Origin of the sequence: Clostridium sp. 10cd* (genome assembly GCF_044336395.1) — a bacterium.
Lineage (GTDB): Bacteria > Bacillota_I > Bacilli_A > Erysipelotrichales > Erysipelotrichaceae > Clostridium_AQ > Clostridium_AQ innocuum.
The window spans coordinates 1,836,622-1,861,190 of record NZ_CP172347.1 but is presented as its reverse complement, the minus strand read 5'-3'; the positions used below and the strand labels follow the sequence as shown (position 1 = coordinate 1,861,190).

29 protein-coding genes and 4 pseudogenes are annotated in these 24,569 nt (G+C 40.0%); all 33 read right to left on the bottom strand.

Translation table 11 applies throughout. The annotated features are described in order from the left end of the window. Positions 1 to 17: 17 nt before the first annotated feature. A complete protein-coding gene (locus tag ACG3M1_RS09180; RefSeq protein WP_395815260.1) occupies positions 18 to 272 on the bottom strand; it encodes a hypothetical protein in 255 nt (84 codons plus the stop codon). A gap of 11 nt (positions 273 to 283) precedes the next feature. After that, positions 284 to 520, bottom strand: a complete 237-nt coding sequence (locus ACG3M1_RS09175; protein ID WP_395815257.1) for a hypothetical protein — start codon at positions 518 to 520, stop codon at positions 284 to 286. Between the two features lie 88 nt (positions 521 to 608). Then, on the bottom strand, positions 609 to 797 hold the full coding sequence (locus ACG3M1_RS09170) for a hypothetical protein (protein WP_395815255.1): 189 nt from the start codon (positions 795 to 797) through the stop codon (positions 609 to 611). 90 nt (positions 798 to 887) lie between these two features. Continuing rightward, positions 888 to 1,373: a hypothetical protein gene (locus ACG3M1_RS09165; protein WP_395815252.1), complete on the bottom strand. Its 486-nt coding sequence runs from the start codon at positions 1,371 to 1,373 to the stop codon at positions 888 to 890. Further along, positions 1,366 to 2,418 carry a MerR family transcriptional regulator gene (locus ACG3M1_RS09160; protein WP_395815249.1) on the bottom strand — a complete coding sequence of 351 codons (1,053 nt, stop codon included), beginning with the start codon at positions 2,416 to 2,418 and terminating at the stop codon, positions 1,366 to 1,368. Before ACG3M1_RS09160 ends, ACG3M1_RS09165 begins: the two co-directional genes overlap by 8 nt. A 106-nt stretch (positions 2,419 to 2,524) precedes the next feature. Beyond that, entirely contained in the window at positions 2,525 to 3,217 is a 693-nt protein-coding gene (locus ACG3M1_RS09155; RefSeq protein WP_395815246.1) for a DUF4366 domain-containing protein, read from the bottom strand. After that, complete coding sequence (locus tag ACG3M1_RS09150) at positions 3,207 to 3,443, bottom strand: DUF4315 family protein (RefSeq protein WP_395815243.1); 237 nt, start codon at positions 3,441 to 3,443, stop codon at positions 3,207 to 3,209. The genes ACG3M1_RS09155 and ACG3M1_RS09150 overlap by 11 nt, the downstream gene beginning before the upstream one ends. Positions 3,444 to 3,454: 11 nt before the next feature. After that, positions 3,455 to 5,176, bottom strand: a complete 1,722-nt coding sequence (locus tag ACG3M1_RS09145; RefSeq protein ID WP_395815240.1) for a C40 family peptidase — start codon at positions 5,174 to 5,176, stop codon at positions 3,455 to 3,457. 3 nt (positions 5,177 to 5,179) lie between these two features. Next, complete coding sequence (locus tag ACG3M1_RS09140; RefSeq protein ID WP_395815438.1) at positions 5,180 to 7,567, bottom strand: VirB4-like conjugal transfer ATPase, CD1110 family; 2,388 nt, start codon at positions 7,565 to 7,567, stop codon at positions 5,180 to 5,182. Then, positions 7,527 to 7,967, bottom strand: a complete 441-nt coding sequence (locus tag ACG3M1_RS09135; RefSeq protein WP_395815237.1) for a PrgI family protein — start codon at positions 7,965 to 7,967, stop codon at positions 7,527 to 7,529. Before ACG3M1_RS09135 ends, ACG3M1_RS09140 begins: the two co-directional genes overlap by 41 nt. Positions 7,968 to 7,986: 19 nt before the next feature. Then, positions 7,987 to 8,103: pseudogene (locus tag ACG3M1_RS09130) on the bottom strand (adenine methyltransferase); the annotation flags it as partial. Between the two features lie 11 nt (positions 8,104 to 8,114). Further along, positions 8,115 to 8,981, bottom strand: a complete 867-nt coding sequence (locus ACG3M1_RS09125) for a VirB6/TrbL-like conjugal transfer protein, CD1112 family (protein ID WP_395815234.1) — start codon at positions 8,979 to 8,981, stop codon at positions 8,115 to 8,117. 18 nt (positions 8,982 to 8,999) lie between these two features. Next, positions 9,000 to 9,212 carry a Maff2 family mobile element protein gene (locus ACG3M1_RS09120; RefSeq protein ID WP_395815231.1) on the bottom strand — a complete coding sequence of 71 codons (213 nt, stop codon included), beginning with the start codon at positions 9,210 to 9,212 and terminating at the stop codon, positions 9,000 to 9,002. 154 nt (positions 9,213 to 9,366) lie between these two features. Next, a pseudogene (locus ACG3M1_RS09115) lies at positions 9,367 to 10,617 on the bottom strand (VirD4-like conjugal transfer protein, CD1115 family); the annotation flags it as partial. Positions 10,618 to 10,647: 30 nt separating this feature from the next. Beyond that, positions 10,648 to 10,833, bottom strand: coding sequence for a transposon-encoded TnpW family protein (locus ACG3M1_RS09110; RefSeq protein WP_016303740.1), 186 nt, complete (start codon positions 10,831 to 10,833; stop codon positions 10,648 to 10,650). Further along, positions 10,830 to 11,681 (bottom strand): ATP-binding protein, encoded by an 852-nt coding sequence (locus ACG3M1_RS09105; protein ID WP_395815435.1) that lies wholly within the window; start codon positions 11,679 to 11,681, stop codon positions 10,830 to 10,832. The genes ACG3M1_RS09110 and ACG3M1_RS09105 overlap by 4 nt, the downstream gene beginning before the upstream one ends. 64 nt (positions 11,682 to 11,745) lie before the next feature. Next, the gene (locus tag ACG3M1_RS09100; RefSeq protein WP_395815228.1) at positions 11,746 to 12,522 is read right to left on the bottom strand and encodes a replication initiator protein A; all 777 of its coding nucleotides are present in this window, start codon (positions 12,520 to 12,522) and stop codon (positions 11,746 to 11,748) included. Positions 12,523 to 12,595: 73 nt separating this feature from the next. Then, positions 12,596 to 12,982 (bottom strand): annotated as a pseudogene (locus tag ACG3M1_RS09095) (cysteine-rich VLP domain-containing protein). Further along, positions 12,972 to 14,603 carry a relaxase/mobilization nuclease domain-containing protein gene (locus ACG3M1_RS09090; protein WP_395815225.1) on the bottom strand — a complete coding sequence of 544 codons (1,632 nt, stop codon included), beginning with the start codon at positions 14,601 to 14,603 and terminating at the stop codon, positions 12,972 to 12,974. The pseudogene ACG3M1_RS09095 and the gene ACG3M1_RS09090 overlap by 11 nt, the downstream one beginning before the upstream one ends. Further along, a complete protein-coding gene (locus tag ACG3M1_RS09085) occupies positions 14,575 to 14,970 on the bottom strand; it encodes a plasmid mobilization protein (RefSeq protein ID WP_395815221.1) in 396 nt (131 codons plus the stop codon). The genes ACG3M1_RS09090 and ACG3M1_RS09085 overlap by 29 nt, the downstream gene beginning before the upstream one ends. Before the next feature lie 353 nt (positions 14,971 to 15,323). Continuing rightward, positions 15,324 to 15,728 (bottom strand): winged helix-turn-helix domain-containing protein, encoded by a 405-nt coding sequence (locus tag ACG3M1_RS09080; RefSeq protein WP_120389322.1) that lies wholly within the window; start codon positions 15,726 to 15,728, stop codon positions 15,324 to 15,326. A 43-nt stretch (positions 15,729 to 15,771) separates the two neighbouring features. Beyond that, positions 15,772 to 15,972: a helix-turn-helix domain-containing protein gene (locus ACG3M1_RS09075; protein ID WP_395815218.1), complete on the bottom strand. Its 201-nt coding sequence runs from the start codon at positions 15,970 to 15,972 to the stop codon at positions 15,772 to 15,774. Next, on the bottom strand, positions 15,959 to 16,402 hold the full coding sequence (locus ACG3M1_RS09070; protein ID WP_251353684.1) for an RNA polymerase sigma factor: 444 nt from the start codon (positions 16,400 to 16,402) through the stop codon (positions 15,959 to 15,961). The genes ACG3M1_RS09075 and ACG3M1_RS09070 overlap by 14 nt, the downstream gene beginning before the upstream one ends. 287 nt (positions 16,403 to 16,689) lie before the next feature. Continuing rightward, positions 16,690 to 16,833, bottom strand: coding sequence for a cysteine-rich KTR domain-containing protein (locus ACG3M1_RS09065; protein WP_395815215.1), 144 nt, complete (start codon positions 16,831 to 16,833; stop codon positions 16,690 to 16,692). Positions 16,834 to 16,929: 96 nt separating this feature from the next. Beyond that, on the bottom strand, positions 16,930 to 17,352 hold the full coding sequence (locus tag ACG3M1_RS09060) for a hypothetical protein (protein WP_016219458.1): 423 nt from the start codon (positions 17,350 to 17,352) through the stop codon (positions 16,930 to 16,932). 25 nt (positions 17,353 to 17,377) lie between these two features. Then, positions 17,378 to 17,995, bottom strand: a complete 618-nt coding sequence (locus ACG3M1_RS09055) for a helix-turn-helix domain-containing protein (RefSeq protein ID WP_120436717.1) — start codon at positions 17,993 to 17,995, stop codon at positions 17,378 to 17,380. A 341-nt stretch (positions 17,996 to 18,336) separates the two neighbouring features. Continuing rightward, the gene (locus ACG3M1_RS09050; protein ID WP_120436715.1) at positions 18,337 to 20,688 is read right to left on the bottom strand and encodes a recombinase family protein; all 2,352 of its coding nucleotides are present in this window, start codon (positions 20,686 to 20,688) and stop codon (positions 18,337 to 18,339) included. A gap of 63 nt (positions 20,689 to 20,751) precedes the next feature. Continuing rightward, positions 20,752 to 21,288: pseudogene (locus ACG3M1_RS09045) on the bottom strand (type IV secretory system conjugative DNA transfer family protein); the annotation flags it as partial. Between the two features lie 2 nt (positions 21,289 to 21,290). After that, positions 21,291 to 21,770, bottom strand: a complete 480-nt coding sequence (locus ACG3M1_RS09040; protein WP_395815212.1) for a PcfB family protein — start codon at positions 21,768 to 21,770, stop codon at positions 21,291 to 21,293. A gap of 29 nt (positions 21,771 to 21,799) precedes the next feature. Further along, on the bottom strand, positions 21,800 to 22,147 hold the full coding sequence (locus tag ACG3M1_RS09035) for a hypothetical protein (protein WP_395815209.1): 348 nt from the start codon (positions 22,145 to 22,147) through the stop codon (positions 21,800 to 21,802). Between the two features lie 15 nt (positions 22,148 to 22,162). Further along, positions 22,163 to 22,792, bottom strand: a complete 630-nt coding sequence (locus ACG3M1_RS09030) for a DUF3846 domain-containing protein (protein WP_395815206.1) — start codon at positions 22,790 to 22,792, stop codon at positions 22,163 to 22,165. Positions 22,793 to 22,859: 67 nt separating this feature from the next. Continuing rightward, positions 22,860 to 23,774 carry a ParB/RepB/Spo0J family partition protein gene (locus ACG3M1_RS09025; protein WP_395815202.1) on the bottom strand — a complete coding sequence of 305 codons (915 nt, stop codon included), beginning with the start codon at positions 23,772 to 23,774 and terminating at the stop codon, positions 22,860 to 22,862. Next, on the bottom strand, positions 23,731 to 24,558 hold the full coding sequence (locus ACG3M1_RS09020) for a ParA family protein (protein ID WP_395815199.1): 828 nt from the start codon (positions 24,556 to 24,558) through the stop codon (positions 23,731 to 23,733). The genes ACG3M1_RS09025 and ACG3M1_RS09020 overlap by 44 nt, the downstream gene beginning before the upstream one ends. Positions 24,559 to 24,569 lie beyond the last annotated feature (11 nt).

The following is a 24,569-nucleotide window of genomic DNA, read 5'->3' as shown; positions in this document are numbered from 1 at the left end:
ACAAGACTGCTATGTAATCATTTTTTCAAAAATTTATAAATGAGATCAACTACTACTGGCTTCCAAGCTTTCGCATCATATACTTGAGTATTGAAAATTGTATATTTTACAGCGTCTTTAGCTGTAAGCCAATTATTACCATAATGAATTAGAAGTCCCATCTTCTCCATAATCACATTTAATTCATGAACATTTTTTATATTACACCCTTTCTTTCTAAGTGCTTCTATAATTTCAGACTTTGTAAGGTCCCCTAAACAATTATATGGCATATTATCAACTCCTATTCATCGTCAAAATCACTTTCTTCATAATCATAAAAACCCATTTCGTCTTCTAATTTATCTTGCCATACAGGTTGTAATTCTTCAGCCTCAATAGAATATTGACAAACATCACAAACTAATACTTCATCATCTGCATATTTTAATGAACCTTCACTTTCACATTCTGGACAACACATTCCATTTTTCTTTTCTAATGATTTTTCATAAATTTCCGAATATGTTACTCTACTCATTCTTCAAACCTCGCTTTCCAAAAATAAAATATTATTTTTAAAAATGTAAACTCAAATAGAGTATTTTTTAATATACCCTACATTTGTTTTAATCTTCTTCTGAATAATCGCAATTAGAACATTCCCAACGATCATAACCATCAAAATGTAAGCACCCACCACATTCAGGACAAGGACGAATTTCTTCGTCATCATCATATAATTCACCTGAACAATAAGGACATTGAGCATATTCTGATTCATCATAAACCTTATCGCAATATGGACACATCTGCATAACCAAGACCTCCTTTCCTCCTTGCTATCAATAAACCATCTTTATCCGATTCTTCTTTGGCAATTTTCATTTCAAAAACAAACTAGTCTATTAATCTTCGTTGGTTTCATTTTGGGCAGATGTAGTTAACTCCATCATTTTTTCTGCGTAAGTATCTCCATCAATTTCTTCGTCTGCATACTGTCTCATTAACTCATCAATCTGCTCTTTCAGTTCCTCTCTTGTCATTTTTTCACCTCCTTCGTTTTCTTCTTCATCAATAGTTTCTTTTAAAGCTTCATAAATTTTTTCACCTTCAGACTCTATCTCTTTTTTTGCTTTATACTTTTTATATCTATCAGCAAGGTATAATCCACTGCCAATCGCAAGTGTAACTCCCAATGTTGTTGCAGAACCTTTTAACCATCCTGATTTTTCACCGATAGTTATACCTGAATTTTTACAATAATTAGCTAAAGTATTTAATCCTTTTTGCATATCCCCATTACCAATCTTTTTTAACGCACTAGTCATATTAGGAGCATTCTTACCTTTTTCATTTAATAATTTAAAAATTTCCTTGCTATAGTCAGTCATTTATTTTTGCCTCCTTTTCAATATTTTCTACATATATTTGAATCGAGCGAGAAATGAACCATGAAATTCCTCGTTCTTTTCCTTTGTCAAAAATTTTCTTATATGTTGAACTTCCATATAATTCAACAAATGCATTTAGTAATTGTATTTGTCCTTCAAAGTTAAATAGCCTAATTTTTTTCAGTGAATTATGTAATTTTCTTACTTCACTTTGAACTTCTAAAGATGTTGTTTTGTATTTTTTTAATCCCAATGATAAAATATTATCAACTGACTCATACAGTTCCTCATCAAATATATTATCTTGATTATTCTTTATAAATATTTGAATTGATTCATATAAATATTGTGATTTGTTTTTTCCAAAAACATCATCTATTTCTTTTGATAAATCACTCCCCGGCATAAAACCTATATAGGCATATCCAAACATCGTAATTGAAGGAGATAAAACTGGAACTGTTAATTCATACATATCACGAACTATTGCTTGCGTATTTAGTGAGTCCGGTAAGAAACCTTGATCTGCTAATTCCATTATTTTTTCCAAATTGGACATCCATTTATCTACATCTTCTTCAGTTATTACTTGATCAATCAGATTTTCTATGTCATTCTCAGTGTTGATTATTTTCAAACTTGAGCCTAACATCGACATAGCAAGATCATATGGAATATCGTTTAATAGGCTATTATTCAAATTTCTTGAAAATTCAACTATGCCAATATTAGACATTGCCTTTGCTATATTTATAAGGTTTTCTAATTCTTCTTTCTTCTTTTCTAACAAAGATATTTGATTATGCAATGACTCTTGTCGATTAAAATTTTTATCTGTAAAAATTTTTTCTATATCGCCCTTTTTATATCCAAGTTCTTTATAAAACCTAAGTTGCCATAATTTATCAATATCATCATCAGAATATAATAAATGACCATATTTATTCTTTGTAGTAGGAGTTTTAGCAAGACCACTACTTTCGTATTCTTGAATCATTCTGCGACTCAATCCTACTAATTTAGATACTTCAGATAATGTTTTCATATACTAATTCCTCCCTTACAACTTTATCTTAAGCTTGCACGAGTCGTGCAGTCAATACTTTTTATATTTTTTTATGTACCGGCAGCCATTAAGACTGCCATATTTTTTATTCTTTGTTTTCCTCCTTTGATTCTTCTTCATCTTCAATATCGAAGTATTCTAATTCATCATCTTCTTCATCGTATTCATCATCTACATAATCAGCGTCAGGATCCGGTTTTGTTTCCTCAGCCTTTTTCTTCTGCTTAAATTTAATAAATGCAAATACTCCACCACCGATAATTACAACTGCAAGTAAAACAATCGGAAATAAATTTATCGTTTCCGGTTCTTCATGTTTTTCAATGATTTCAACCTTTTCTTCTACTGGCTCTGTAGGAGCTGGCTCTTTCTCTTTTTCAAGTTCAGCTTGTAGTTTATCTACATCATCTTTTTCCATTAAAGACATCAAATCAGCTTCATCAACCTGATTTAAGAAATGGACTGTACTATTACCCTTATCATCTCTATCAATGATTAAATAAAAGTAATTCCCATTTTTTGACACAAGCGTTACAAACTGTTTTCCTGTGCTTGAGCTTGGATCTACATCATCTACAAGTGTCAAATTACCCTCTGGTGTTAAAGCATTTTCAGGTTTTGCTTCTTCTTTCTTTTCTTCTTCAGTAGTTTCTTCTTTTTTTACTTCTTCAGCAGGTGGCGAATCACTTGCATACGCATAAGCTGTTGTAGGAATTAACATTCCCATCGCAATAAAGATAACCATCAGTGGTGCTAAAAATCTCTTTTTAATTGTCATCTGTATTTCCCTCCGTAATATGATGAGGAACAGTTGTATTGGCTTTTTCAATAAGCTTTGCTAACTGTTCCGGTGTAATATTTGCTGCATGAACCATATCGTGAATCATAGTATTTTCAGTTTCCTTATATTTTTTCTCAAGCTCTTTTGCTTTTAAATCCCATTCATCACGCTTCTTACAAGCTTTTTCTAAATCTTGTTTAATCTTATCTAATTTCGTTATCATCATGTCCTCCTTTAAGGTAATCGTCCAAAACAATAAAAATGTTGTTGCCAGTAATCTACTTCAATCGAAGCATAAGAAATCGGATTGCCACAATGAATCATCATGCCATTTCCTACATAAATACCAACATGCGAAGCTCCTGCTGTATCATAAGTTCCTTGAAAGAAGATTAGATCTCCCGGTTTTGCTTCACTTGGTGGAATAATGTCGCAGATATTCATTAGGCCATTAGCTGTTAATCTGCCTACACTCCAACCATTATTTGAATTATTAATAACCCATGATACAAAACCAGAACAATCAAAACTCGTTGATGGCGATGAACCGCCCCATACATACGGGTAACCTAAATACTTTTCAGCTTCCTTAATCATCTTGGCAAATTTCTCATCTGTTAATGCTTCACCCGGAATGTCATAATCGGTATAAGGTCCGGTTGAATTAGAATAGATGTCATCTTCAAATAAATAAGAGCGATTGCCTTTTATTTGTAACAAAACCGCATATCGCTCAGCTTCATCTTCACTCATTCCCATACCTGTAATAACAACACCAAGTCCATTGTTTTTTAAATTCACATGAAGAATACGATACTCATATTCAACTTCTACTTCATACTCATATTCTTCTTGTCTTACTTCGCCAGTTTCTTCATCAATAACATCTCTTGTGCCGGTTCTAGTTTCTTTTCTTGTTTTAATTTGAATTTCTTCTCTGGTACTAAAGTCATACTGCCTATTAAACAAGGTTTTTAAAGTATCTTGTACTTCAGCTCTTGTATAATCTTCAAACTTTACTGTTAGATACGATGTCAACTCATACGGATTATGATTGATTTCATCTAAGTGATATTGGTATTCATCATATCTGGGTTTCGTACTTTCAATGTTATTGATTTTTGATTGCAGATTCGCCTCCATTGCTTTGTAATCATCATTAGCTCCGATAATATCTTCATCTTCAGCAGTATAAGAAGTTGCCACCACCATATTAGATCCACCTTGAAACATTACTGAGCAAGAAGATAATGCTCCAGATAAAATCATAAATATCAAACCAAAAGCAAGTATTATCCAAATTGTATGCGAATGTTTCGATACAAAACTGCTTACTTTATCTGTAATCTTCTTTGTACCTTTTTTCGCTGTACTGGCAGCTTCTTTTGTAGTTGTTGCACCTTTACCGGCTTTAGCTGCTGCATACTCTTTTTTAATAGCATGTTTTTGTTGCCATCTTGAAAATGGATTGGTTGAAGTTAAATCATCTGCTTTTTGTTTTTCAAACAAAGCATTGATATTGGCTTTATCTGCCTTTTTCTCTAACTTTTCAGCTTTCACATATTTTTTAATTTTGTGATTATGATGAATATGCTCTGCACCCCTTAAAGCAGAATCAGCCATACTTTCACTTTGTCTTGCAGAATCAACACCTACATTTTCATCTTTATTTTGAGATAAACCTTTTTTAACGCTACTAGAAACAGCAGTTACAGCACCTGTCTTAATAACTCGTTTCATCTTAGATGGTGTCTTGATATTTTCATTGGCTATTTCAAGTGTTCCATGACGAAGTTTTGCTTTTCTTTGCGTAAACTTATCTTCATCTGTAATGATTTTTCTCTTCATCTTATCGGATTTATCAGCATATTTTTCTGCGGTTTGATAAGACTTTTTAACTTTACTGTTATTTAGATCATCATCGCTAAATTTCACTCGTGTAGTTTTTACTTTCATCAGCTACACCTCCGGCTTCTGTGTTACCTCAGATAATTTTGTTGTCATAATGCGATACAACTCTAAATCCGTAGGGAATCTATCGACAAATGGTAAAATGACATTTCCATAAAACAATAAACCTTCTCCCTCGCCAGATTGAGATACAAAGGATAATTGATGATTGGAGATATTTAATTGTTTAGCTAAGATATCTCTATCACCTGAAGCCTGATTTAACATATAGATAAAATCTGAGTTTTCAAAGATGTTTTCTATTTCTCGACTCGATAACAAGTCTTTGACATTTTGCGTGATTCCCGTTGGTATTCCACCCCATTTACGAAACCTTTTCCAAATTTCGATGGAATAAGCTGCTGTTTGTTCTTCTTTTAGAAGCAAGTGAAACTCGTCCATATAGTATCGTGTTGCTTTACCAGCACTACGATTTGCAGTAACTCGTCCCCATACCTGATCTTGTACAACTAACATTCCAATTTTCTTAAGCTGTTTTCCAAGTTCTTTGATGTCATAACATACCAAACGATTATTGATATCGACATTGGTTCTATGGTTAAACAAGTTCAGTGAACCTTTTACATAGATTTCTAGTGCTGTTGCAACATGATGAGCTTCTTTTTCTTCTTGTTTTAATAAAGCATGATATAAATCTTCAAGAAGTGGCATATTCTCTGGTACAGGATTTTCAAAGTACCTTTGATAAATCTGATGAACACATCTATCAATTACTGTCTTTTCAATCGGCTGTAATCCCTCTTTACCACCAACAATGAGTTCACATAGTGATAAGATAAAATCAGCTTTTAAAGCAATCGGATTATCTTCTTCTGAATAGTTAGCATTAATATCCATTGGATTGATATATTGCGTACTGCTAGGACTAATTTTAATAACCTGTCCCTTAAATCGTTGTACCAAAGCTGTATATTCTGATTCGGGATCGCACACTATAATGTCATCGTCCGTTACAAGAAATGCATTGGCAATTTCTCTTTTTGCACTAAATGATTTACCCGAACCCGGCGTTCCAAGTATCAAGCCATTAGGATTCTTCAGCTTTTTACGATCTACCATTATCAAATTATTGGATAACGCATTCAATCCATAATACAAAGCTTCATTTCCTGTTTGAAATAATTCTTGTGTTGTAAAAGGAACAAAGATTGCTGTACTTGATGTGGTAAGTCCTCTTTCAATTTCAATCAAGTTATTAGCAAGTGGCAAGCTGCTCATAAGTCCATTTTCTTGCTGATAATCTAACCTTCTTAAAATGCAGTTATGCTTTTGAGCTAATGATTTCATCTGAAAGATAGTTGTATCAAGCTCTTGCTTTGTTTTTCCTGTATTTAAGATTAGAAATGTGATTAAAAACATACGCTCGTTTTGACTTTGAAGTTCTCGAAGCAATGCTTTTGCATCTTTACCATAAGTGGCTAAATCCGATGGAATGATATCCATGTCATAACCTGAGCGAACTGCTTTTTTCTGTTCTTCAATCTTAGAACGGTCTAGTTCTGTAATCGTATGCTTAATCTTTTTAATGGCTTCTGTTTGATCGACTGACTGTAAGTGAATGGATACAATCTGTGAAGATTCAATATCTAGAAACTCTTTTAAGACTGTATCGGATAATTCTGAAGCAGTAATTGCTAAAAAAGATACCGAACCATATAATTCACCCATTCTAAATTCACGATTTCCTTCAAATGCAAAGGAAGTTGGTGCGATAAAATCTTTAACAGATAAACCAGATGGAACAAGCATATCCCAATCAAATATAAACGGTTCCATTTCTCCCATGTGAAAAATTGAATGCATAAGCTGTAATCTTTCTTTACCATCAAGCATTCTGGCACTTACACCAAGCCTTCTAAAATTATTGAGTAAATCCATTTGAATATGCTCAAGCTTTGGTTTTGCCTGCTTCATGGATTTTGCTTCAATACCGAATGTTAAATATTTTGTTTTAGTTAATCCATTGTTTCCTTGAGCAAGTCTTGATTTCAACATCTGTGAATATTCATTTCTTACAGAATTAAAATCATCGTCCTGTGGGGGAATGGATAAATTCTTTTCAAAGCTTTCAGCGTCTGTACTCATATTCATAAATGAAAGTTCAAAGTGAATAGAGCTATCAAAGAAATTAAGAAAACTACACCATTCAAAGAAGATAGCTTCTTGATCTTCTTGCTGAGCAAGCTGATAGTTGATGTCCTGAAACTGCAAAGTTTTTGTATAGTAGTTATCTTTAACCCTGCAAATTCCATCGGGAAACATTCTTTGAAATGGAATTGACTGTTGTGCAGTTTTAGGAACTCCATCATCTTTTTTTGCTTTTTCAATTAGCTTTTTAATCTCTCTTTGCTGTGCTTTTGTGAGATTGTTTGGCAGATTTATTTCTTCTGCCTTTTTCTTTTTTTGAAATATTGAAAACAATCGCCTCTACCTCCTGTTCCAGTCTTTTTTGCCTCATCAAAGCAGAATAATAATTATCCGTTTTATAAGGTCTAATTTTGGGTTTAATAAACTTCGTTTCAATATAATGTTTGGCAATTATCTCTAATGGCTGACCATCTTTTTCATACATCGCAAGAAAGAATAATGGCAGCATGATAATCATCATACCTACTACCGCTAAACTTACATTTCCTGTTTCTTTGAGTAAAAAGAAAGTCGGCAGTCCTATAAGAGCCGCCGAACCAAAACAGAGTAATTGTCGCTTTGTCAGATTGAATAAAATCTTTGATTTCACTCGTGTTAAATCACGAGGAACTTGTACTCTTACTCCCAAGTTATACTACCTCCTTTTCAAGATGTGGAAATGTGATCCACATAAATAAAGCACAATCTTTGCGTCCATTTCCTTTTTTGCTCCTAACTCGATAGTTCCATGGTAAATCTGCATAAATCACTTTGTATTTCTTCATCATGCACCATCTTAATGGGCATTAAATACACTCTTTGATAAACTTCCTGTCTTAAATAGCGTAAAACAAAGAAGCACAGTGTATCCCATGATTCCCCAGATTGACATGATAATGTCATCGCTAAAGGTAAGTTCACTAATGAGTACTGCATAAATACCTACGCATATCATGATTAAAAATCCCTGAAAACCTAAAGCAAAAAGCGACCTCAAATAATTCTGTCCTATCTGACTTTGTTCTCTGTTTCCAAATGTTGATAGCGGAATAGGAGCTAAGCTAGTCATTAAATAAATTTCAATCATTCTTCCATAAACGATAATGAAAATAATGATAGATAAAATAGACATGGTAATCTGTACGATAAAGGATTGTAAGAATAATCCAAGTAACGGTCCAAGTTCCATCTCCATAAGTGTTTCTTCTAATGCGTCGAGTGTTCCCAGATCTATTGCGGTATCTCCAGATATAATCGCTCCACTTGATTCAATTACATGTTGTGCTACATCAAATACTGCCATCGTGATATTAAATGTGTTAGTTATCAGCATGACAGCTACAAAAGTTTTGAATATCCATTTAAAGAATATCCATGTTTCAAAATTGGCAAGATTATTGTGGTCAATAATCATCTGTATCAGCTCATAGCAAGCAATAAAGGTTAGGATCAATCCTGCAATCGGGATAATGACTGATTCGGATACATTACGAATCATGGAAAAGACTCCAGGTGAAAAAGCATCTGGAGTCATTCCCACTTCTACTGCTATTTCGCCAACCTGTTGGTTGACTGAATCAAACATCCCCGACAGATTATCCATAATGCCACCAACAAGCATTTCTTTTAGCCAATTTGTTATCTGTTCGAGTATGCCATCCAAACGCTATACCTCCTTCTCTTAGAACAATCCTGAAAGAAGTGGTACTAATGCAGTACCGATAAGTGCTACACCACCGCCAGCCATAAGCTGTTTCATTCCTTGTGATTTTGCACCCGGATTATCATTACCATAACCTTCAAGCAAGTTGATTGCTCCCCAGATACCAAGACCTGCACCAAGTGCTACTACTAATGTTTGTAATACTGTAACTGCGCTAGTAAAAAATTCCATAGTTTCTTTTCCTCCATTTTTATAACTATTTTCTTTTTGTGTTCGCCAGTTGCACAAATTAACCTTATCTTTTCTTCATTAACCATGTCAGTTTGTCTTGTGCAAGTAGGCATAAAAATAAACCTATCGTGATTGCTTATTTAAGCGGATAGGTTTAGCTTTCTTTATCAACGTCTATAACTTCATAGACATCATCTTTTTTCAGTTTTAATTTGCGATTCAAGAATTTCTCAATGTCGAATATGTTTTTCTTATCATAATCAGCAGTTAATTTATAATTTGGGTGCTGTGTTAAATCGTATTTATCTGAAAGAAAAGGACGCACACCTCTTAATTGCAAAATACATTTCGCACCATCAAGAACCGATAATTCATCAACGGTCATCAAGTCTTTTCCTAACTTTTGATAATTTGTTCCGTATGATGGACTGTTTCCTCTTGTATCTGAGGTATTATACATATCGATCGTTTCTTTACCAAGTGCTTGGTTTAACTCCTTTAATGTGGTAGGTTCAGCACCACCTAAAAACACTCTTGAATCCATATTACCGATAATCGTATCTGCGTTATCTTTATAAATTGCTTTTAACTGCGATTGTGCCTGTAATACAAGACAAGCAGATATTTCTCGGCTTCGTATTGTTGCTACTAATTTTTCTAAGTTTGGTATCTGACCAATGTTAGCAGCTTCATCAATCAAACACCTTACATGAACTGGTAATCTACCGCCATATTTATCATCTGCCTTTTCACAAAGCAGATTGAAAAGCTGCGTATAAATCATTGAAATTAAGAAATTAAAAGTTCCGTCTGTATCTGACATAATCAAAAACAGAGCTGTTTTTTGATCTCCTAAAGTATCAAGTTCAAGTTCATCATAAGCGGTTATTTCTCTTAATTCTTCAATATCAAAGGGAGCAAGTCTTGCCCCACAAGAAATCAATATAGATTTTGAAGTTTTTCCGGCAGCTAATTTAAATTTCTTATACTGCCTGACTGCAAAGTGATTTGGCTTTGCTTTTTCCAATGCTTCAAACATTAAATCCACAGGATTTTGGAAGTCCTCATCATCTTCTCTTACTTCCATGGCATTGATAAATTCAATCAGCGTAGAAAAGTTTTGTTCTTCAATCGGTGCTTCATAATGGATATATCCTATCAAAGCACAATAAAGAAGTGTTTCAGCTTTCGTCCAAAACTCATCACCGGCTTTTCCATCGCCTTTTGTATTGGCAATAAGAGCTGTAACAAGCTTTAAAATATCTTTTTCCGAATGAATATAAGCAAATGGATTGTAGTGCATAGACTTCTTAAAATTGATTGTATTGAAAATCTTAATGCGATATTTATGCTTTATCAAAGCATTTCCACACTCAACCACGATACTTCCTTTTGGTAATGTCAAGTAGGGAATAAGAAAAAGTGTATCTTCTTTTCAGTTGGTTACACTGTCCTTGTCATTCTCAATAAGCCGCACTACCTTGTCCGTAAAGGTTTCCCGGCTCGTTTCGCTGAAATGGATATGTATGTCAAAGGTGGTATTCCCTATCCGCTTCACAAGGTCGGGCTTCGCGTCCAGAGGGGCGGCGGTGCGGCTGGTCTTGCTGGTGTCATGGTTCATAGGCTCTCCTTTCCGTTCATCAACCCCCTTAACCGTTCCATTTTCCCCTGTGCCGTGGCTTTCCTGATGTTCTCCCCGGTAATGCAGACAGGGCAGCACATTTCAAGCAGACGGTCATAAATCCGGGCATGGGCGGTGTCCTCCGGGTGCTGTAATACCTCCAGCGTCAAATTCGTTGTGACAATTAGCGGCTTCCGGCTTCGGTATCGGCTGTCAACCACGTTGTAAACCTGTTCAAGCCCGTATTCCGTGCCGCGCTCCATGCCGAAATCGTCAAGGATAAGCAGAGGGAAGCGGCAAAGGCGGTCTATGTATTCGTTCCTGCCCTTGTAGCTGGCGGCAAGGTCATTGAGTATCAAGGCAAAATTTGTCATGCACACGGAAATCTCACGCTCCATAAGGGCGTTGGCGATACACCCGGCGAAATAGCTCTTGCCTGTGCCTACCTTGCCCCATAGCAGATAGCCGATATTTTCCGCTTTCATTTCCTCCCAGTTCGCCGTATAGAATAAAGCCTTATCCATTTGGGGGCATTTGCCGTTGTCATTTTCGAAAGTCCACTGGCGCATGGCGGCGCTGGAAAATCCCCGGCGTTTTAATTCCTCCACGGTGTCGCGGTGCTTGCGTTCCCGGTCGATAGCTTCCTGCTTTTCCCGGCGTTTGCGCTGGCAGTCACATTCTTTGGGGTGGCGGTCACGTCCGAAAAGCCCTTTTCCCTCGGTGAAGTAGGCTTCTTTGGGCTGGCGGCAGCTCCCGCAGTATAAAAGACCGTCCTCGCCCGTGTAGTCCTCCGGCTCTGGTTCTGTTTCTCTGGCAAGCCGGAAAATAGCGTTGTCATAATCGCTCATAAAATCGTCCTCCTTGTTCATGGTCTTTTCCACGCCCTGTTTACAGGGCGTTGTATCTCTGCTGTCAAAGGCTCTCGCCCTCCTTGTAGGAATAATCGGGGATTCCCTTTTTCGGGTTCTCCTTTTTCTCCCTGTCCGCCCACCTGTAAAGCGTGGCGGCATGGCTCACATAATCATTCCCGCTGGAAGCAATATACCGGCTCATTTCCTCGATAAGCCGTTCAAGGCAGTCCGGGTATTCCTGCTTCAGCTCCGCATATTCGCTTTCAGTGAGGAAAACATTCTGGTATTTGCCATAGGGCGCGGGCGGCTCTCCACTCGCTCCCATTCGTTGGCTCTCTTTTAGTTTGTTTATATTTAGTTGGTTAGGGTAAAGTTTTCTTTGTATCATAGGTAAAGTTTTCTTTGTGTCTGATGTACAGTTTTCTTTAGGGCTGACATCAAGATTTCTTTGTGTCATATCTAAAGAAACCTTTACTACTTCCGGCACTTTCACATAAAGGCGGTTCGGCGCGGAAAATCCCCGGCGTTCCCTCTCCAAAAGCCCGGCAATATCCAGTTCTTTTAGGGAGTTCTGTATTGTCATGGTGCTTTTATCCAGTATTTCCGCTATCTCTGCTATGGGGTAGACAATATACGTCCTGCCCTCATTGTCCTGCCAGCCGTTCTTCTGTGAGAGGGTGGAACGGTCAAGGAGCAGCGCATAGAGCAGCTTTGCAGTCTGTGACAAGTCCATTTTCAGCAGAAATCGGGGATAGGGGAAAAAGGGCGGCATTGTGGTGTTGGCTGTAATGTATTCGGTTATGGTTTTCACCTCCTGTCTGTGGCTTCTGTTACGCATTTAAAACGGCTTTTCCGTGGTTAAAGGATAAATGTATCACATACCCATTGAGCAGTAGCCGGGAAGCCTTGATTTACGGGGGTTCTGTATTTTCTAAAGCGTGACATTTCCCCCTCTGTTTCCGCTTGCGCTGTGCGGCTCTGGCTCTTTTCATGCGTCCGGCACAATCGGGGCAGTATTTCCCCCGGTTGGATTTTGGGAGAAACTGACCGCCGCACTCGGTACAGCGTTTCAGTTCTGCCCGGTGGAGTAGGGCGGCTTCCAGTTACCAGTCAAGGGGAAGCACGGCGGCAATGAACCAGCGGCAGAGAAGCGAATAGCTGATACTCTGGACGCATACACAAGGCTCGCCGTTATCCAGCACAATACAGTTGCCGTTATCGTAGTTACAGCACTCATGCACAAGGCGGCGGGCGGCTCTGTACTGTGGGTAGTCCATGCAGGGGCGTTTACCGTTCATTTTCCCGCCCCTTTCCCCGTTCCGGCTCACGGTGTAAGATTTGGTCGATATTGCTTTTTACAGTCTGCAATTCCTTTGTGCGTTCCCTCTTTTCCCGGTACTCGTTGTAAAGGCTGTTCTTCTCCCTCATTAGCTGCTCAATCTCCGCTTGTAAGGTCTTGGACGCTGGCAGCTTTTGGATTCCCTGTGCCTTAAAAAACCGGGTGGCAGCTTTGGCTATGATAAAATCGCTTTCGTGCTGCTCCCGGTAGTTCCTGCGGGCTTTTTCTGTTTTCTGTGCTTTCAGTCCGTCACGGGCGGGTTTGGTCTTGATGTACGCCAATAGCTGTTTCTGTAAGTCCTTTTTCTCCCGCAAAGTGCTTTCCACGGCTTTCAGTTCCGCATGGACGTTTGACAGCTCCGCGCTGGCGGCGGCAAGGGCGGCTTCCAGTTCTTCCGGGGAAGAAAAGCCGGATTCCTCGTAAACGCTCATGGTAGCCGCCATTTGCTTTAGATTGTGGACAGCCGCCCAGCGGTCATATCCTATGCCCTTGCCCTTGGCTAGCTTGGCTTCCCGGTCTACCATGCGCTGTACGCTGTCCTGTTTCGGTGCGTTTATAGCGGCTTTGCCATGCTGTAAGCGGTCTTTTATGCTGCGGGGGTATTCCTGTTTGGATATGGGCTTTTCGGCAGCTCTGGCGGCGTTCTGTGCGTTTATGGTGAGTGCTTCCAGCACGGCGGCACGGTCAAAATCATCACCTAATTTCCGGGCGGTGATGGGCTTCGTCCTGTCCGGCGTGAGATAAGATAGCCGCCCCCGGCTCTCCTTGACGGTCACGCCCTGTTGTAGCAGCTTCCCGGAAAAATCCTCAAAGGAAACGGCAGAGGACAGGGCGGCTCGGATTGTGCGCCGTAGCTTCTCCTTGTCGGTTTCAAACTTGGTCTGCTTGGGCGGCTCTCCTGTGACGGCTTGGGAAGCGTTCCCTTTATCCAGTGCGGCTTGTCCTTTCCGTTTCGCCCAATACTCACGCTCGGTAATGCGGTTCTTGCTCCCGTTCAGCAAGTCAATCTGATAGAGGTTTTCCCGGTGGCACATCTCCATGACTTCCGCTTTGAAGTATTCCATAGCTGCGTCTGTACAGCGGTGCTTGCAGCCCTCCCTTGTGTCGGCTGGTCTTTCCATGTACGGCAACAGCGGAACTTCGGCAATCCGCAAGCTGTTTATGACGATATGCACATGGATATTTCCGCTGTGGTTATGCCCGTCCGGGTGGGTGCATACCAACGCTTGATGTCCGGGGAAATGCTCTTTACAGAACTGCTCGCCCAACGCTTGCGCCCGGTCTACGGTCAAGCCGTTGTCTGGTGCGTCACGGGGGTCAAAACTGATAATATAATGGTGGCTCTTTACGTCCTCCCGCTTTTGGTTCTTTCCGTATTTCAGATTGGAACGTATACAGGCGATTGCAAAATCTTCATCACCGCAATTAAGGGAAGATATGCGGTAATCGTCACGGAGAACAAGCCGCCCGTTTCCGTCCAGTGTGGGCTTCATGGTAAACTCGTCATGCTCAAAAGTTAGGTACTGTTCAGCCGCCCCATAGTCGGCATTTTTAGAGCTGATATGTTTGAATGTTGCCAACGGCTTCACCTACTTTCAGCAAGACTTCAAACTTCAAGGCGGCAAGCTCCGCTGTGGCGGCTCGTACCTCTTGGGAGAGGGCGTTATAGGGTGCGCCGTACTCGTTCAGACAGCGGGCAATCTGGTTCAAGTTGCCGCCGATTTTTCCATACTCGGCGGTTAGCTTCCCAACGGCAGAAAGCAGTTCATCATTGACCGGGGAAACGGTAATGACCGGGCGTATACTTGATTTGATTAGGGCTTGCCGGATAAACTCGGCTTGGCTCATTTTGCAGAGGGAAACACGCTCGGAAAATTCGGCGTATTCTTCCTCGGTCAAGCGTGTCTTGATTACCCGGCTTCGGTGTGGCGTGTTGTATCTTTTCATGGCTGTGAACCTCCTTTCACTCGCTGCAAAAGCGGCGGTAATTATAAGCGGCGCAAGCCGCAAAAAGGCGGGCTTGGGGTGGCAACCCCAACAAGATTCCCATAGGACAAAATGAGCCGGTAGGCGAAATTTGGTACTGTGGTAGAATCTTGCTCTTAGTAACTGACGGATTCCGCTGTGCTGGCTTTTTCCGATTTCCCCCGGCTTGCGCGGGGTGGATTCTGCCAATTTTGCGGCGGTATTTTCCCATGCAGAAAAGCCGGAAACAGACAAAATGGGCGTAAAAAAACAGGAAACCTTTTTCCTTGATTTCCTGTTTCGTATCTTCGCCAATAGCGGCGGTTATCCTGTTGTTATTCCCCGGAAGTAAACTTGTAGCCTATGCCTAAAACGGTCTTTATGTAGGTGGGGCGGCGGCTGTCCGGCTCTATCTTTTTCCGTAGATTGCATATCACATTTGCCACGTTTGACTGGCAGCTTTCACTCTCCATGCTCCACACGGCTTCAAAGATTTGCGCCTTTGTGAATACCCTCCCCGGACTGGCGGCAAGGTAGCAGAGTGCGCCGTATTCCAGACGGGTGAGGGAAACGTCAATCCCGTCTTTCAGTACCCGACGTTGGTGCAGCCTTATTTCCAATCCCGGAAAAATAAGTGCCGGGGAGTGGGGCGGCTGTATGGCTTCCAGCGGTATCATATCGGCAAGGGCGGCTATGGCTTTCTCAACCGCTTTTTCCTCGGTATCATTGAATATCAGCATGGCTATTTTCCCGACAAACCTCACCTCCTGTCATGCTGCCTTTTCAGTCAAAGCGGAACTGGAACAGGGCAGTGATAAGCCGTTGTCTTATGCTGTCCTCGGTGTCTGTGTTGACGTGCCCGTTTTCAAGGGCGGCAAAGCGTATTCGTTTGCTGTAATGCCGTAAAACCTCGTCCACGGCTTCCGGCTCGCCGTTTGTCGCCCGGACAATGGTTTCATATGGCACAAGGTTAGTATTCCCCATGTGAAAATCCCTCCATTTCTTTCTGCAACATCTGTAATGCGCTGTGTATGTAATGCCATGCCGTACTCTTACAATGCCCGTATAAATCCGCGATTTCCTGCTGTGTGTAATTCCCGAAAAAGTAAAGGTAAATGATTTCCCTCTTTTTCTCTGGCAGGGATAACAGGGCGGCGGCAAGTTCCCCATTGGTGAGGATAATTGTCTGACCACAGATTGTAACGGGGTATTGTTCGTAAGGTGATTTGAGAAATTCGTCTGATGTGCTTAGAGGGTAGAACTTTTCTTCTGTGAGGTATTCAAAGGATATTTCTCTTTGCCGCCGCCTGTTCCTGTCGCGCCATGCGTTGATAGCAGCATAGCGTATGACGACTTTGCAAAAGCCATTGAAAGAATACATGATGTGTTCCTTGTATGCTTCTGTACAAGCCATAGAAATTCCCCCTTTCTCCCACAAAGGGCGGTGCATGGTTTACAGTTGCTTTATATAATACAAAGGACAGCACTTTAGACTGCTACCCTATGATTATCTTCTGGCATACTTTTGGTATTTCATTTTCAAGAAAAATAGCCGACAAACTGTGATTTCTCACAAATCTGTCGGCTCTGCGTCTGTGCGTCTGGCTCTTTAATGATATACTGTCTTGATTGAATAATTCAAACAGGGTACTCTGTTAATAAATTCTTCCCCTTAACATTTAACCCTCTAATAACTGTTATCTAAAAGTTCTTTGCGTCAATTAAACTTTCTTGCTTGCACTTAGGGCAATAAAGAGGAAAATTTTTTAATTCTGTATCTGCTTGTATCTGCAATCGTGTTTTATTTCCACAAACAGGACAACATATCCACTGTAAAACTCTCATTGAACTATTACCTCCCTCTACGCTTATTTGTAAAATCTCACAAATTTATGGTCTTAGGATTACTTTTGAATATATCAAACGCATTGCTTGCAATACCTAATATGTTCTCTTGGAAAAATCTTCTGGTAAAAAATCGCATTGACTATTGGGAACACCTAATTTTTTTGCATAGCTAATCAGTTCATTCCAATTTTCTTTATCTTCTGCATGGGATATATCAAGCATTTTTCCATGAATAGGTGTAATACCTTTTCCAGATAAGTCAAATATTCTTGTACGGAAAATGACAATAACCCTTTCCCTATTGTGAAAGGTAATATACCATTCTTTTTTTAGACTTGTACTCATATTAGATTGAAAATCCTTTGCTATTTCCTCAATTTTTTTACTTGGAAGTTCTACAGTATAAATTTTAACTAACCCTAAGAAACGCTTTTTTATATCAACTATTTTAAACTTTTTGAGCATAGAAATATCTCTAAGGCTTAGATTGATTACTTCTCCATAATAGCGTGACATATTTTTTCCCTCATATTAAACTGTTTTATTCACTCCAATTCATTTCATTATCTGAAATTCCTTGTATTCTACATTCATTACAAACAATAGCTTTTTCTTCTTCATTTCCAATGGTATATTTCAATATTTTGTTTTTGAAAACGATATATTTTGTATTATTGCATTTGAAGTCAACAAACCAATTTACACCTTTTTCATGGTCTGCTATTAAAGCTCTGGAAGCTAATTCCGGGAAATTTGGAACGCTGGATGTAAAAAAAATAACAGTCCAATATTTGGGTACTCCACCAGTATTCCATAATTCAACTTTATGAACCCGAATATAATCCAAAAGGGTTTCATCATTTATGCTTTCTTTAATCAACGCACCCTCATATAATTTTGCTCTCTCTTTTCTGATAGCATTATTCCCACAAGTATAGACTTCTCTTGTTCCATTGATTGAAAGTTCATCTTTTAGCAAGACATCAACTGTTACTTGAAACAAATTGCTCAATATAATCAATTTTTCTGTTTCTGGAAGCGCAATATCAGCTTCCCATTTAGAAATAGATTGTCGGCTCACATTACAGATAGCCGCTAGTTCTTCCTGTGAGTAACTATTTTCTTTTCTAAGTAACTGGATTTTTTCAGACAGTTTCATAGAAACACCTCCTTGCTTTCTTGTAGATTATAACAAATATAAATAATTAAGACTATCAACTTTCTCGTTCTTTTTCGCAACCTATAAGTGCAACTCATAATTATAAATGATATATGGGAAAATAGGTATGAGATGGATTCCGTAGTAGTCGGCATTGTGCCGTAATGTGTATAACTGGCTGTCTTATGGAATTGTGGGTAACTCTGTTTGCAGGACGTGGGAAAGCTGCTCTTTGCTTTTCCATGTGCTGTGAACAGAGTTATCCATGATTCCATAGCCTGTTATGCACATTTCCACAATGCGCCCTTGCTTTTCCGGCTCTTGAAGTTCAGAGGGGGCAGCTATGCGGTTTTCTCTGCTTCCTGCTTTTTCTTGTGGTATGCTTCCCTCCTTGCGGCAAGATAATTCTCATAGCGTTCCACCGCTTCGGGGTTTCCAGTAGCGGCTTCCTCATACATTTTCTGCCGGGATTTCTTGGTGGCTTCGGAAGCATACGCCCGCTTTTTCGCAAGCTCTGCCGCCGCTGCCGGGTCGGTTTCGGCTTGCCGTACCAGCTTTTCCCTTGCTATCTTTTTCCGGCTCTTGTGGACTTCCAGACGTTCCGATTCCTCCGGCGTTAAGGCTTCCCCCTCTTTTTGGGCGGCGGCAAGCTCTTTGAGCGTCCTTGCCTTTGGCTGTCCGGCTTTCTGCCTTTCGCGCCACGCCTTATGCTGTGCGGCTTTTTTCCGGCGGTGTTCTGCAAGCCGTTCCGTTTCCTCCGGCGTAAGCTCTGCCCCGGTCTTTTCCAGTTCCATAAGTTCCTTTATGGATTTTTTCTTAGGCGGCTTGGGCGGTTCTGTGGCTTTGCGTTTCTCCCTCCATTCCTTTTGCCACTCCCGGTTATGTGCAAGCCGCTTTTCCTCCGCTTCCTGTTCCTCCAGCGTGAGAAGCCCCGCTTTTTTCCTTGCGGTAAATTCCCGTTTCTCTGCCTTGCGCTTCTCATACCGCGCCTTTTCCAGCTCCTTTGAACGGGCTTCCTTTGCCGCCTGTTCCTCCTGCTGGCGACGTTGTTCCTCCACCTCTGCCGGGGTGACGATATGGGCGGGTACTTCAAATGCGCCGATAAAGTTTAAATAAATGTCTATCCGCTGGCGGCGGTCATTCCCCCGCCCCTCGCCCTCATGCACAATCACTTTCTCGATAAACTCGTTGAGCATGGGCGTTGTGAGTTCGGAGAAGTCGGTATAGCGTTTCACAAGCTGGATAAACTGGTCTGTTTTCAGCTTGTCGGCGTTCCAGCTCTCTATCTGCCGTTGCCATTCCGCTATGGACGCTTCCAGCCCGGTCTGTTCCTCGTCATACTCATTCAGCAGACGGGTAAAATGCTTGTCGGGTATCTTGCCCGTGGCGTTGCCCTCGTACAGCTTTTTCACAAGCCCGTCAAGCTCTTTGTGCCGTTTCTGTGCCTTATTGATTTTCTGCTTACATTCCTTGACGGTCTTTTCTTGGTTCTGGTCGGACGCTTCCCGGACACGCTCGGTAAACTCTTTTTCATTGTGCCGCACATACCAGCTTACCCGCTGGATAACGGCAAGGATAGCGGCTTCAATCTTTGCCGTGGGGATATGGTGCATGGTGCAGTCATGGATTAAATGGCGGTAGCCGGAGCAGATGAAAGCGTCCTCAATCCATTTCCCTTGCACAAGGGTATAGCGGTGTGTGAGTTTTGAGCCGCAGTCGGCGCAGTAGAGAAGCCCGGTCAAGCGGTTCGGGGCGTTCTGCCGCTTAGGTGCGCGGCGCACGGTTTCCCGTATCTTCTGTACGGTCTGCCACGTTTCCACGTCCACAATGGCGGGGATTGCGCCCTCGAAGATATACTGTTCTTCCGGCGCGGTCTTGCGGCTGCTCTTGGTCTTGTAGTTCTCGCATACGGTTTTCCCTAATACTTTGCGTCCTGTGTATTCCGGGCGTTTCAGTATGTAGCCGATAGTGGTCGCTGACCATGCGTAGGGGTCTGTGTATTTTGCTGCCCGGACTGGCTCGCCTGTCCGTTTCCAATGCTCGGACGGGATAGGGATTTTCTCGGTGCGGAGTGCCTTTGCTATGCTGGCTATGGTTTCCCCGGCAAGGACACTCTGGAAGATGCGGCGCACAACGGCGGCGGCTTCCTCGTCAATTATCCATTCTCCTTTTTCTTCTTTGGAAGCGCGGTAGCCATAGCAGACACTGCCAGAACAGCGCAAGCCTTTTTCCATTCTGGACTTGAAAACAGCTTTGATTTTGCGGCTGGTGTCGGCAACATACCACTCGTTTATCACGTCACGGAAGATAGACATAATATCAAAGCCGTTGGCAGTGTCAAGGTTGTCATTTGCGGCGATAAAACGCACATGGTATTCATCAAAGGTGCGCTTTAAAAGCCCCACTTCAACCACGTCACGCCCGATTCGGCTTTGGTCTTTGATGATAACCGTTGCCACGTTCCCCGCCCGGATTTCGTCCAACATAGCGTCCAGCCCCGGACGCTTGAACGTAGTTCCACGGATTCCGTCATCTGTAAAGTGCCGGATATTGATAAAGCCGTTTTTCCTTGCGTAGTCCTCCAAAATCCGCTTCTGGTTCTCAATGCTTACGGATTCCCCGGCTCGCTCATCGTCATGGGAGAGCCTTTCGTATAGGGCGGTGAGTTTGTCTTTCTCTGTCTGCTTTTTCATGGTGTGTAACCTCCTTTCTTTGAGGGTGCGCGCTTCCCTATAACCTTATTATACTTATCTGTTTGGATCGGTAACCACGAATGAAGTCGGATAATTTTTAGAGTTACATTGAAGTAAATTTGGCTTGATCCAAAACCTTGTTTTACCGGAACCTGAACCACCAACAATCAGCACATTCTTATTTCTTGCATTTTTTGGTTCTTTCGGTCGGTTACTCATCATCAGCTTTTCAGTTTTTGTAAGAATAATATTATCTTCAAACTTTGGTGCTACAAATGGTTCAATATCTTTTGCATTTCCCCAACGAGCAGAACCATATTCTACTTTATGACGATATTTTTTCGCATTTTTACCTTTAAGATATACTGCTAATCGAACAATTGCACCAATACCGATACCCACTAATAAATCTAATGGATATAGCGAGGGCAAGGGATTTTGAAAAGCAACTCCAAGTGTTATCATAAAAGATAAAATCTTCTCTGATGAATTAAATCCTTCCGCTAATCGCCAAGCTTCACCAATATTTGTAGCGAATAATCCGATGAATAGATAAGGTAAATTTAAAAGAATCAATCGCTTAATGTCTTTTGATGTCATTTTCATAAGCTATGCTCCTTATCTTTGTTTCTAACCTTTTTAGGCATTGCCATTACTTTATCTTTCATTTTCTTAAGTTCTTTTAAGACACTTTGTTTCTTTTCCTTTTGTATAACAGAAGCTAAATATGCTTTAAATGCTTTTGTCATATCTTTGCCATCATTGGCTTTAAAGAACACAAGATACTTAGGCGGTGTAACACTATCATCCATCTTAATTTCATAATCAACACGATACTTTTTAGCGAATTTTTCAAATCCTGCAATATCGGTATCAGAGATTTCCATACTCGTTAATTGCTTACTGTCTTTTAAGAGATTAGCAACAGATTTTTTCTCAAGCTTTAGTTTAACGCCTTTATTCATCTTCACTTCTTTACGATGTCTTAGATACATTTGAAATGCTCTGGCTAATGATCTAGCAGTAAGTTTAGAAGTACTGACAACTAAATTAAACGACCTATTTTCTACATCTTCCTGCACGATTATCACCCCTTTCTAAAAAGTCTTGATTACTCTTTTTTCTTACTTTTACCATCGACCGTTAGTATTCCCTCAAGTGTTGTAGCAGCGATGTGATATTTCTTTGCCATTACAATATCTGTTTTTACTGGTTCATCAATTGCAGTACCACACACAACTAAAATGCGTGATCTTCTGAGTAATTCAAGCGACATTTCTTGTTTATCTTTATATTCCGTCGGAATATTGTCCTTTAATAAGCCTGCGTACATCAACATTGGACAAATAGGTGAATATCCAGCTTCATACACCTGTCTTGAAAATCTTAATGCTTCTTCTTTTGCTTCATGTGGCTCTTCACTCCAAACTGAAGTGATATATGCTAACGGTCTTGCCATTTTTATTTCCTCCTTTTAAATTTCGTTAAGCTCCGGTGAATTCTTTACTTTTGGTTCAAGTCCTTTTGTTGTTTCTTTTGGTCTGATTGCTTCATCTGGAATGGGAACTGCCATTATGCCTTTTCCCATGCGTACAAACATTTCCGGTTGATGAAATATTGCTTCAAACTTCTCCATCAACTCGGGCGATAAAGATCCAAAGTCATCTTCTGTTAAACCAACGACCATAAACGTTCCAGCAAAGACATCATACATATTGCCATCTTCATCTCGAATAGCTCTATTAAGTGGTAAACCTAATATTTTTCCTTCTTCATTTAGGATAATTCCTACTTCTTCATCAAATGGATAAACACACTCAATATCACCATCAACAACTGCTCTTAAATCATCTAATTCATTTCCGACACGAAATGGTTTAGGATACTGTCCCGGTTCTACTAAAAGCACATCAATTTTATTTTGTTCTAATGCTCGGTCGCTTTGCGTATCAAATGCAGCACCAACAAAATTTTCACTATCCAGAACATATTCTGAATTGTTCCATGCTTCTTTAACTTTTTCTTCAGCTTCAAATCTGCTTGAAGCTTCTACGATAACAACTTTTTCTAAAGTTTCCGTAATCTTCACTTCATATTCTTTCATCACTTGCCTCCGTCTTTATTGCATAATAAAAGCGATCATCTACAAACTTAAAGCTCATAAATCATCGCTATCTTTCCATCTGTTTTGTTCTTTTCTTGTGCCATCCCTCTAAAAGCTTAATGATGATATCTTGCATTTGCTTTGGAGTATATGACTTAGGAAAGTACTTTTTCAAAACATCATTTTTAATTGTTACTTTATCAAGTTCATCTTTTTTGACTTCCGACATCACACCAACCATTACATCTAAGGAGCAATTACCCTCTTGGCTAAATTTCTTTAATCTTTGAGCTTGTGATAATGATGGTGTTGTCTGTTCCATATCCATTGCTTCTAAGAAATTGATTTGCTCATCTTTGCTTAGATAAGAAAGCTCTACTGCCGGATTAAAAGCAATTTTCTTTTCATCAACCATAGATAAAAGCTCTGGAATTAACTTGGTTAAACGAATATATCTTTGCACCTGTCTTCCACTATCATCATTTGAAAGACTATCTCTTGACTTGTGGCCAACTTGTCCACAAGTTAAATCTGCCCTTTCGCCTTGATGTTTTATAGCTTCTAATTTCATTTTGTAAGCAAAAGCTCGTTCACTTGGTAATATCGTTTCTCTTTGAAGATTGGAATCAACCATAAGAATTACTGCTTCATCATCATCTAAATTTCTAACGATAACAGGCATTGTTTGAAGTCCTGCAAGCTCTGAAGCATGATGTCTTCTATGTCCTGAAACAAGTTCATAACCTCCATCTTCTCTAGGTCTTGCAATAGCTGGTGCTAGTACACCATATTGAGCTACACTTTCTACTGTTCTAAGCATTGCTTCATCATCTACAACTTTGAATGGATGATTTTTAAAAGGGTGTAACTCTGCTAATGGAATGTTCTGTACTTTCTCTAATTTTTCATCAGTACGACTTTCCTCCGTTGAAAAAATTTCATCGTAACTGGTCAATTTGATGTTTGCGCCTTTTTTCGCCATCTTTTAGCACCTCCTTTGTCAGCACTTTATATGCTTCAGCTACTTTTCCTTTAGGATCATGAGCAAAAATACTTTTTCCTTCAGCGCTAATTTCTTCTGCACGAACAGAACGAGGAATATCCGTTTTAAAAACTTTTAGCTTATCTCCATAAGTTTCTCGAATTAATGAACTGATATCTTTAGCATAATTTGTTCTACTATCAACCATTGTGAGTAATACTCCCTCAATCTTTAATTTAGGATTGATTTGTCGTCTTACTTTATTGATTGTTTGAAGTAGCTGTTCTAAACCTTTAGCCGGTAAATACTGAGCTTGAACAGGAATCAAAACATTGTCTGCTGCTGCAAGAGCATTGATTGTCAGCATTCCTAAACTTGGCATGCAATCTAGAAGTACATAGTCATATTCTCTTTTCACAGTGTCAAGATATTGTTTTAAAATCGTTTCTCTGCTCATCGCATTAACAAGTGATACTTCAAGTCCTGATAACTCAATGTTGGAAGGAATTAAATCAACTCCCTCTGAATGTTTCAACACTCCTTCTTTTGGTTTAATTGTTTCTTCTTCAATGATTTTTGTCATCAATGTTGAAAGTGTTGGATATAAATCATCTGGTGCAGGGTATCCCAAACTTATTGTTAAACTAGCCTGAGGATCTGTATCGACTAACAATACACGCTTTCCCTCTAAAGCAATTCCAACACCAAGATTCTCACAAGTGGTAGTTTTTCCAGTACCACCTTTTTGATTGACTACTGCAATTACCGTTGGTTCTTTAGCCATTCATTCACTCC

Bases quoted from the DNA above. Each gene is read 5' to 3' on its own strand.
- ACG3M1_RS09030 (WP_395815206.1), bottom strand. From the start codon at position 22,792: ATGAAAGAATATGAAGTGAAGATTACGGAAACTTTAGAAAAAGTTGTT.
- ACG3M1_RS09060 (WP_016219458.1), bottom strand. From the start codon at position 17,352: ATGTCACGCTATTATGGAGAAGTAATCAATCTAAGCCTTAGAGATATT.
- ACG3M1_RS09165 (WP_395815252.1), bottom strand. From the start codon at position 1,373: ATGACTGACTATAGCAAGGAAATTTTTAAATTATTAAATGAAAAAGGT.
- ACG3M1_RS09110 (WP_016303740.1), bottom strand. From the start codon at position 10,833: ATGAACCATGACACCAGCAAGACCAGCCGCACCGCCGCCCCTCTGGAC.
- ACG3M1_RS09155 (WP_395815246.1), bottom strand. From the start codon at position 3,217: ATGACAATTAAAAAGAGATTTTTAGCACCACTGATGGTTATCTTTATT.
- ACG3M1_RS09085 (WP_395815221.1), bottom strand. From the start codon at position 14,970: ATGAAAAGATACAACACGCCACACCGAAGCCGGGTAATCAAGACACGC.
- ACG3M1_RS09080 (WP_120389322.1), bottom strand. From the start codon at position 15,728: ATGCTGATATTCAATGATACCGAGGAAAAAGCGGTTGAGAAAGCCATA.
- ACG3M1_RS09035 (WP_395815209.1), bottom strand. From the start codon at position 22,147: ATGGCAAGACCGTTAGCATATATCACTTCAGTTTGGAGTGAAGAGCCA.
- ACG3M1_RS09170 (WP_395815255.1), bottom strand. From the start codon at position 797: ATGCAGATGTGTCCATATTGCGATAAGGTTTATGATGAATCAGAATAT.
- ACG3M1_RS09065 (WP_395815215.1), bottom strand. From the start codon at position 16,833: ATGAGAGTTTTACAGTGGATATGTTGTCCTGTTTGTGGAAATAAAACA.
- ACG3M1_RS09075 (WP_395815218.1), bottom strand. From the start codon at position 15,972: ATGGGGAATACTAACCTTGTGCCATATGAAACCATTGTCCGGGCGACA.
- ACG3M1_RS09025 (WP_395815202.1), bottom strand. From the start codon at position 23,774: ATGGCGAAAAAAGGCGCAAACATCAAATTGACCAGTTACGATGAAATT.
- ACG3M1_RS09150 (WP_395815243.1), bottom strand. From the start codon at position 3,443: ATGATAACGAAATTAGATAAGATTAAACAAGATTTAGAAAAAGCTTGT.
- ACG3M1_RS09050 (WP_120436715.1), bottom strand. From the start codon at position 20,688: ATGAAAAAGCAGACAGAGAAAGACAAACTCACCGCCCTATACGAAAGG.
- ACG3M1_RS09160 (WP_395815249.1), bottom strand. From the start codon at position 2,418: ATGAAAACATTATCTGAAGTATCTAAATTAGTAGGATTGAGTCGCAGA.
- ACG3M1_RS09100 (WP_395815228.1), bottom strand. From the start codon at position 12,522: ATGCGTAACAGAAGCCACAGACAGGAGGTGAAAACCATAACCGAATAC.
- ACG3M1_RS09055 (WP_120436717.1), bottom strand. From the start codon at position 17,995: ATGAAACTGTCTGAAAAAATCCAGTTACTTAGAAAAGAAAATAGTTAC.
- ACG3M1_RS09120 (WP_395815231.1), bottom strand. From the start codon at position 9,212: ATGGAATTTTTTACTAGCGCAGTTACAGTATTACAAACATTAGTAGTA.
- ACG3M1_RS09020 (WP_395815199.1), bottom strand. From the start codon at position 24,558: ATGGCTAAAGAACCAACGGTAATTGCAGTAGTCAATCAAAAAGGTGGT.
- ACG3M1_RS09070 (WP_251353684.1), bottom strand. From the start codon at position 16,402: ATGGCTTGTACAGAAGCATACAAGGAACACATCATGTATTCTTTCAAT.
- ACG3M1_RS09105 (WP_395815435.1), bottom strand. From the start codon at position 11,681: ATGAGCGATTATGACAACGCTATTTTCCGGCTTGCCAGAGAAACAGAA.
- ACG3M1_RS09145 (WP_395815240.1), bottom strand. From the start codon at position 5,176: ATGAAAGTAAAAACTACACGAGTGAAATTTAGCGATGATGATCTAAAT.
- ACG3M1_RS09175 (WP_395815257.1), bottom strand. From the start codon at position 520: ATGAGTAGAGTAACATATTCGGAAATTTATGAAAAATCATTAGAAAAG.
- ACG3M1_RS09180 (WP_395815260.1), bottom strand. From the start codon at position 272: ATGCCATATAATTGTTTAGGGGACCTTACAAAGTCTGAAATTATAGAA.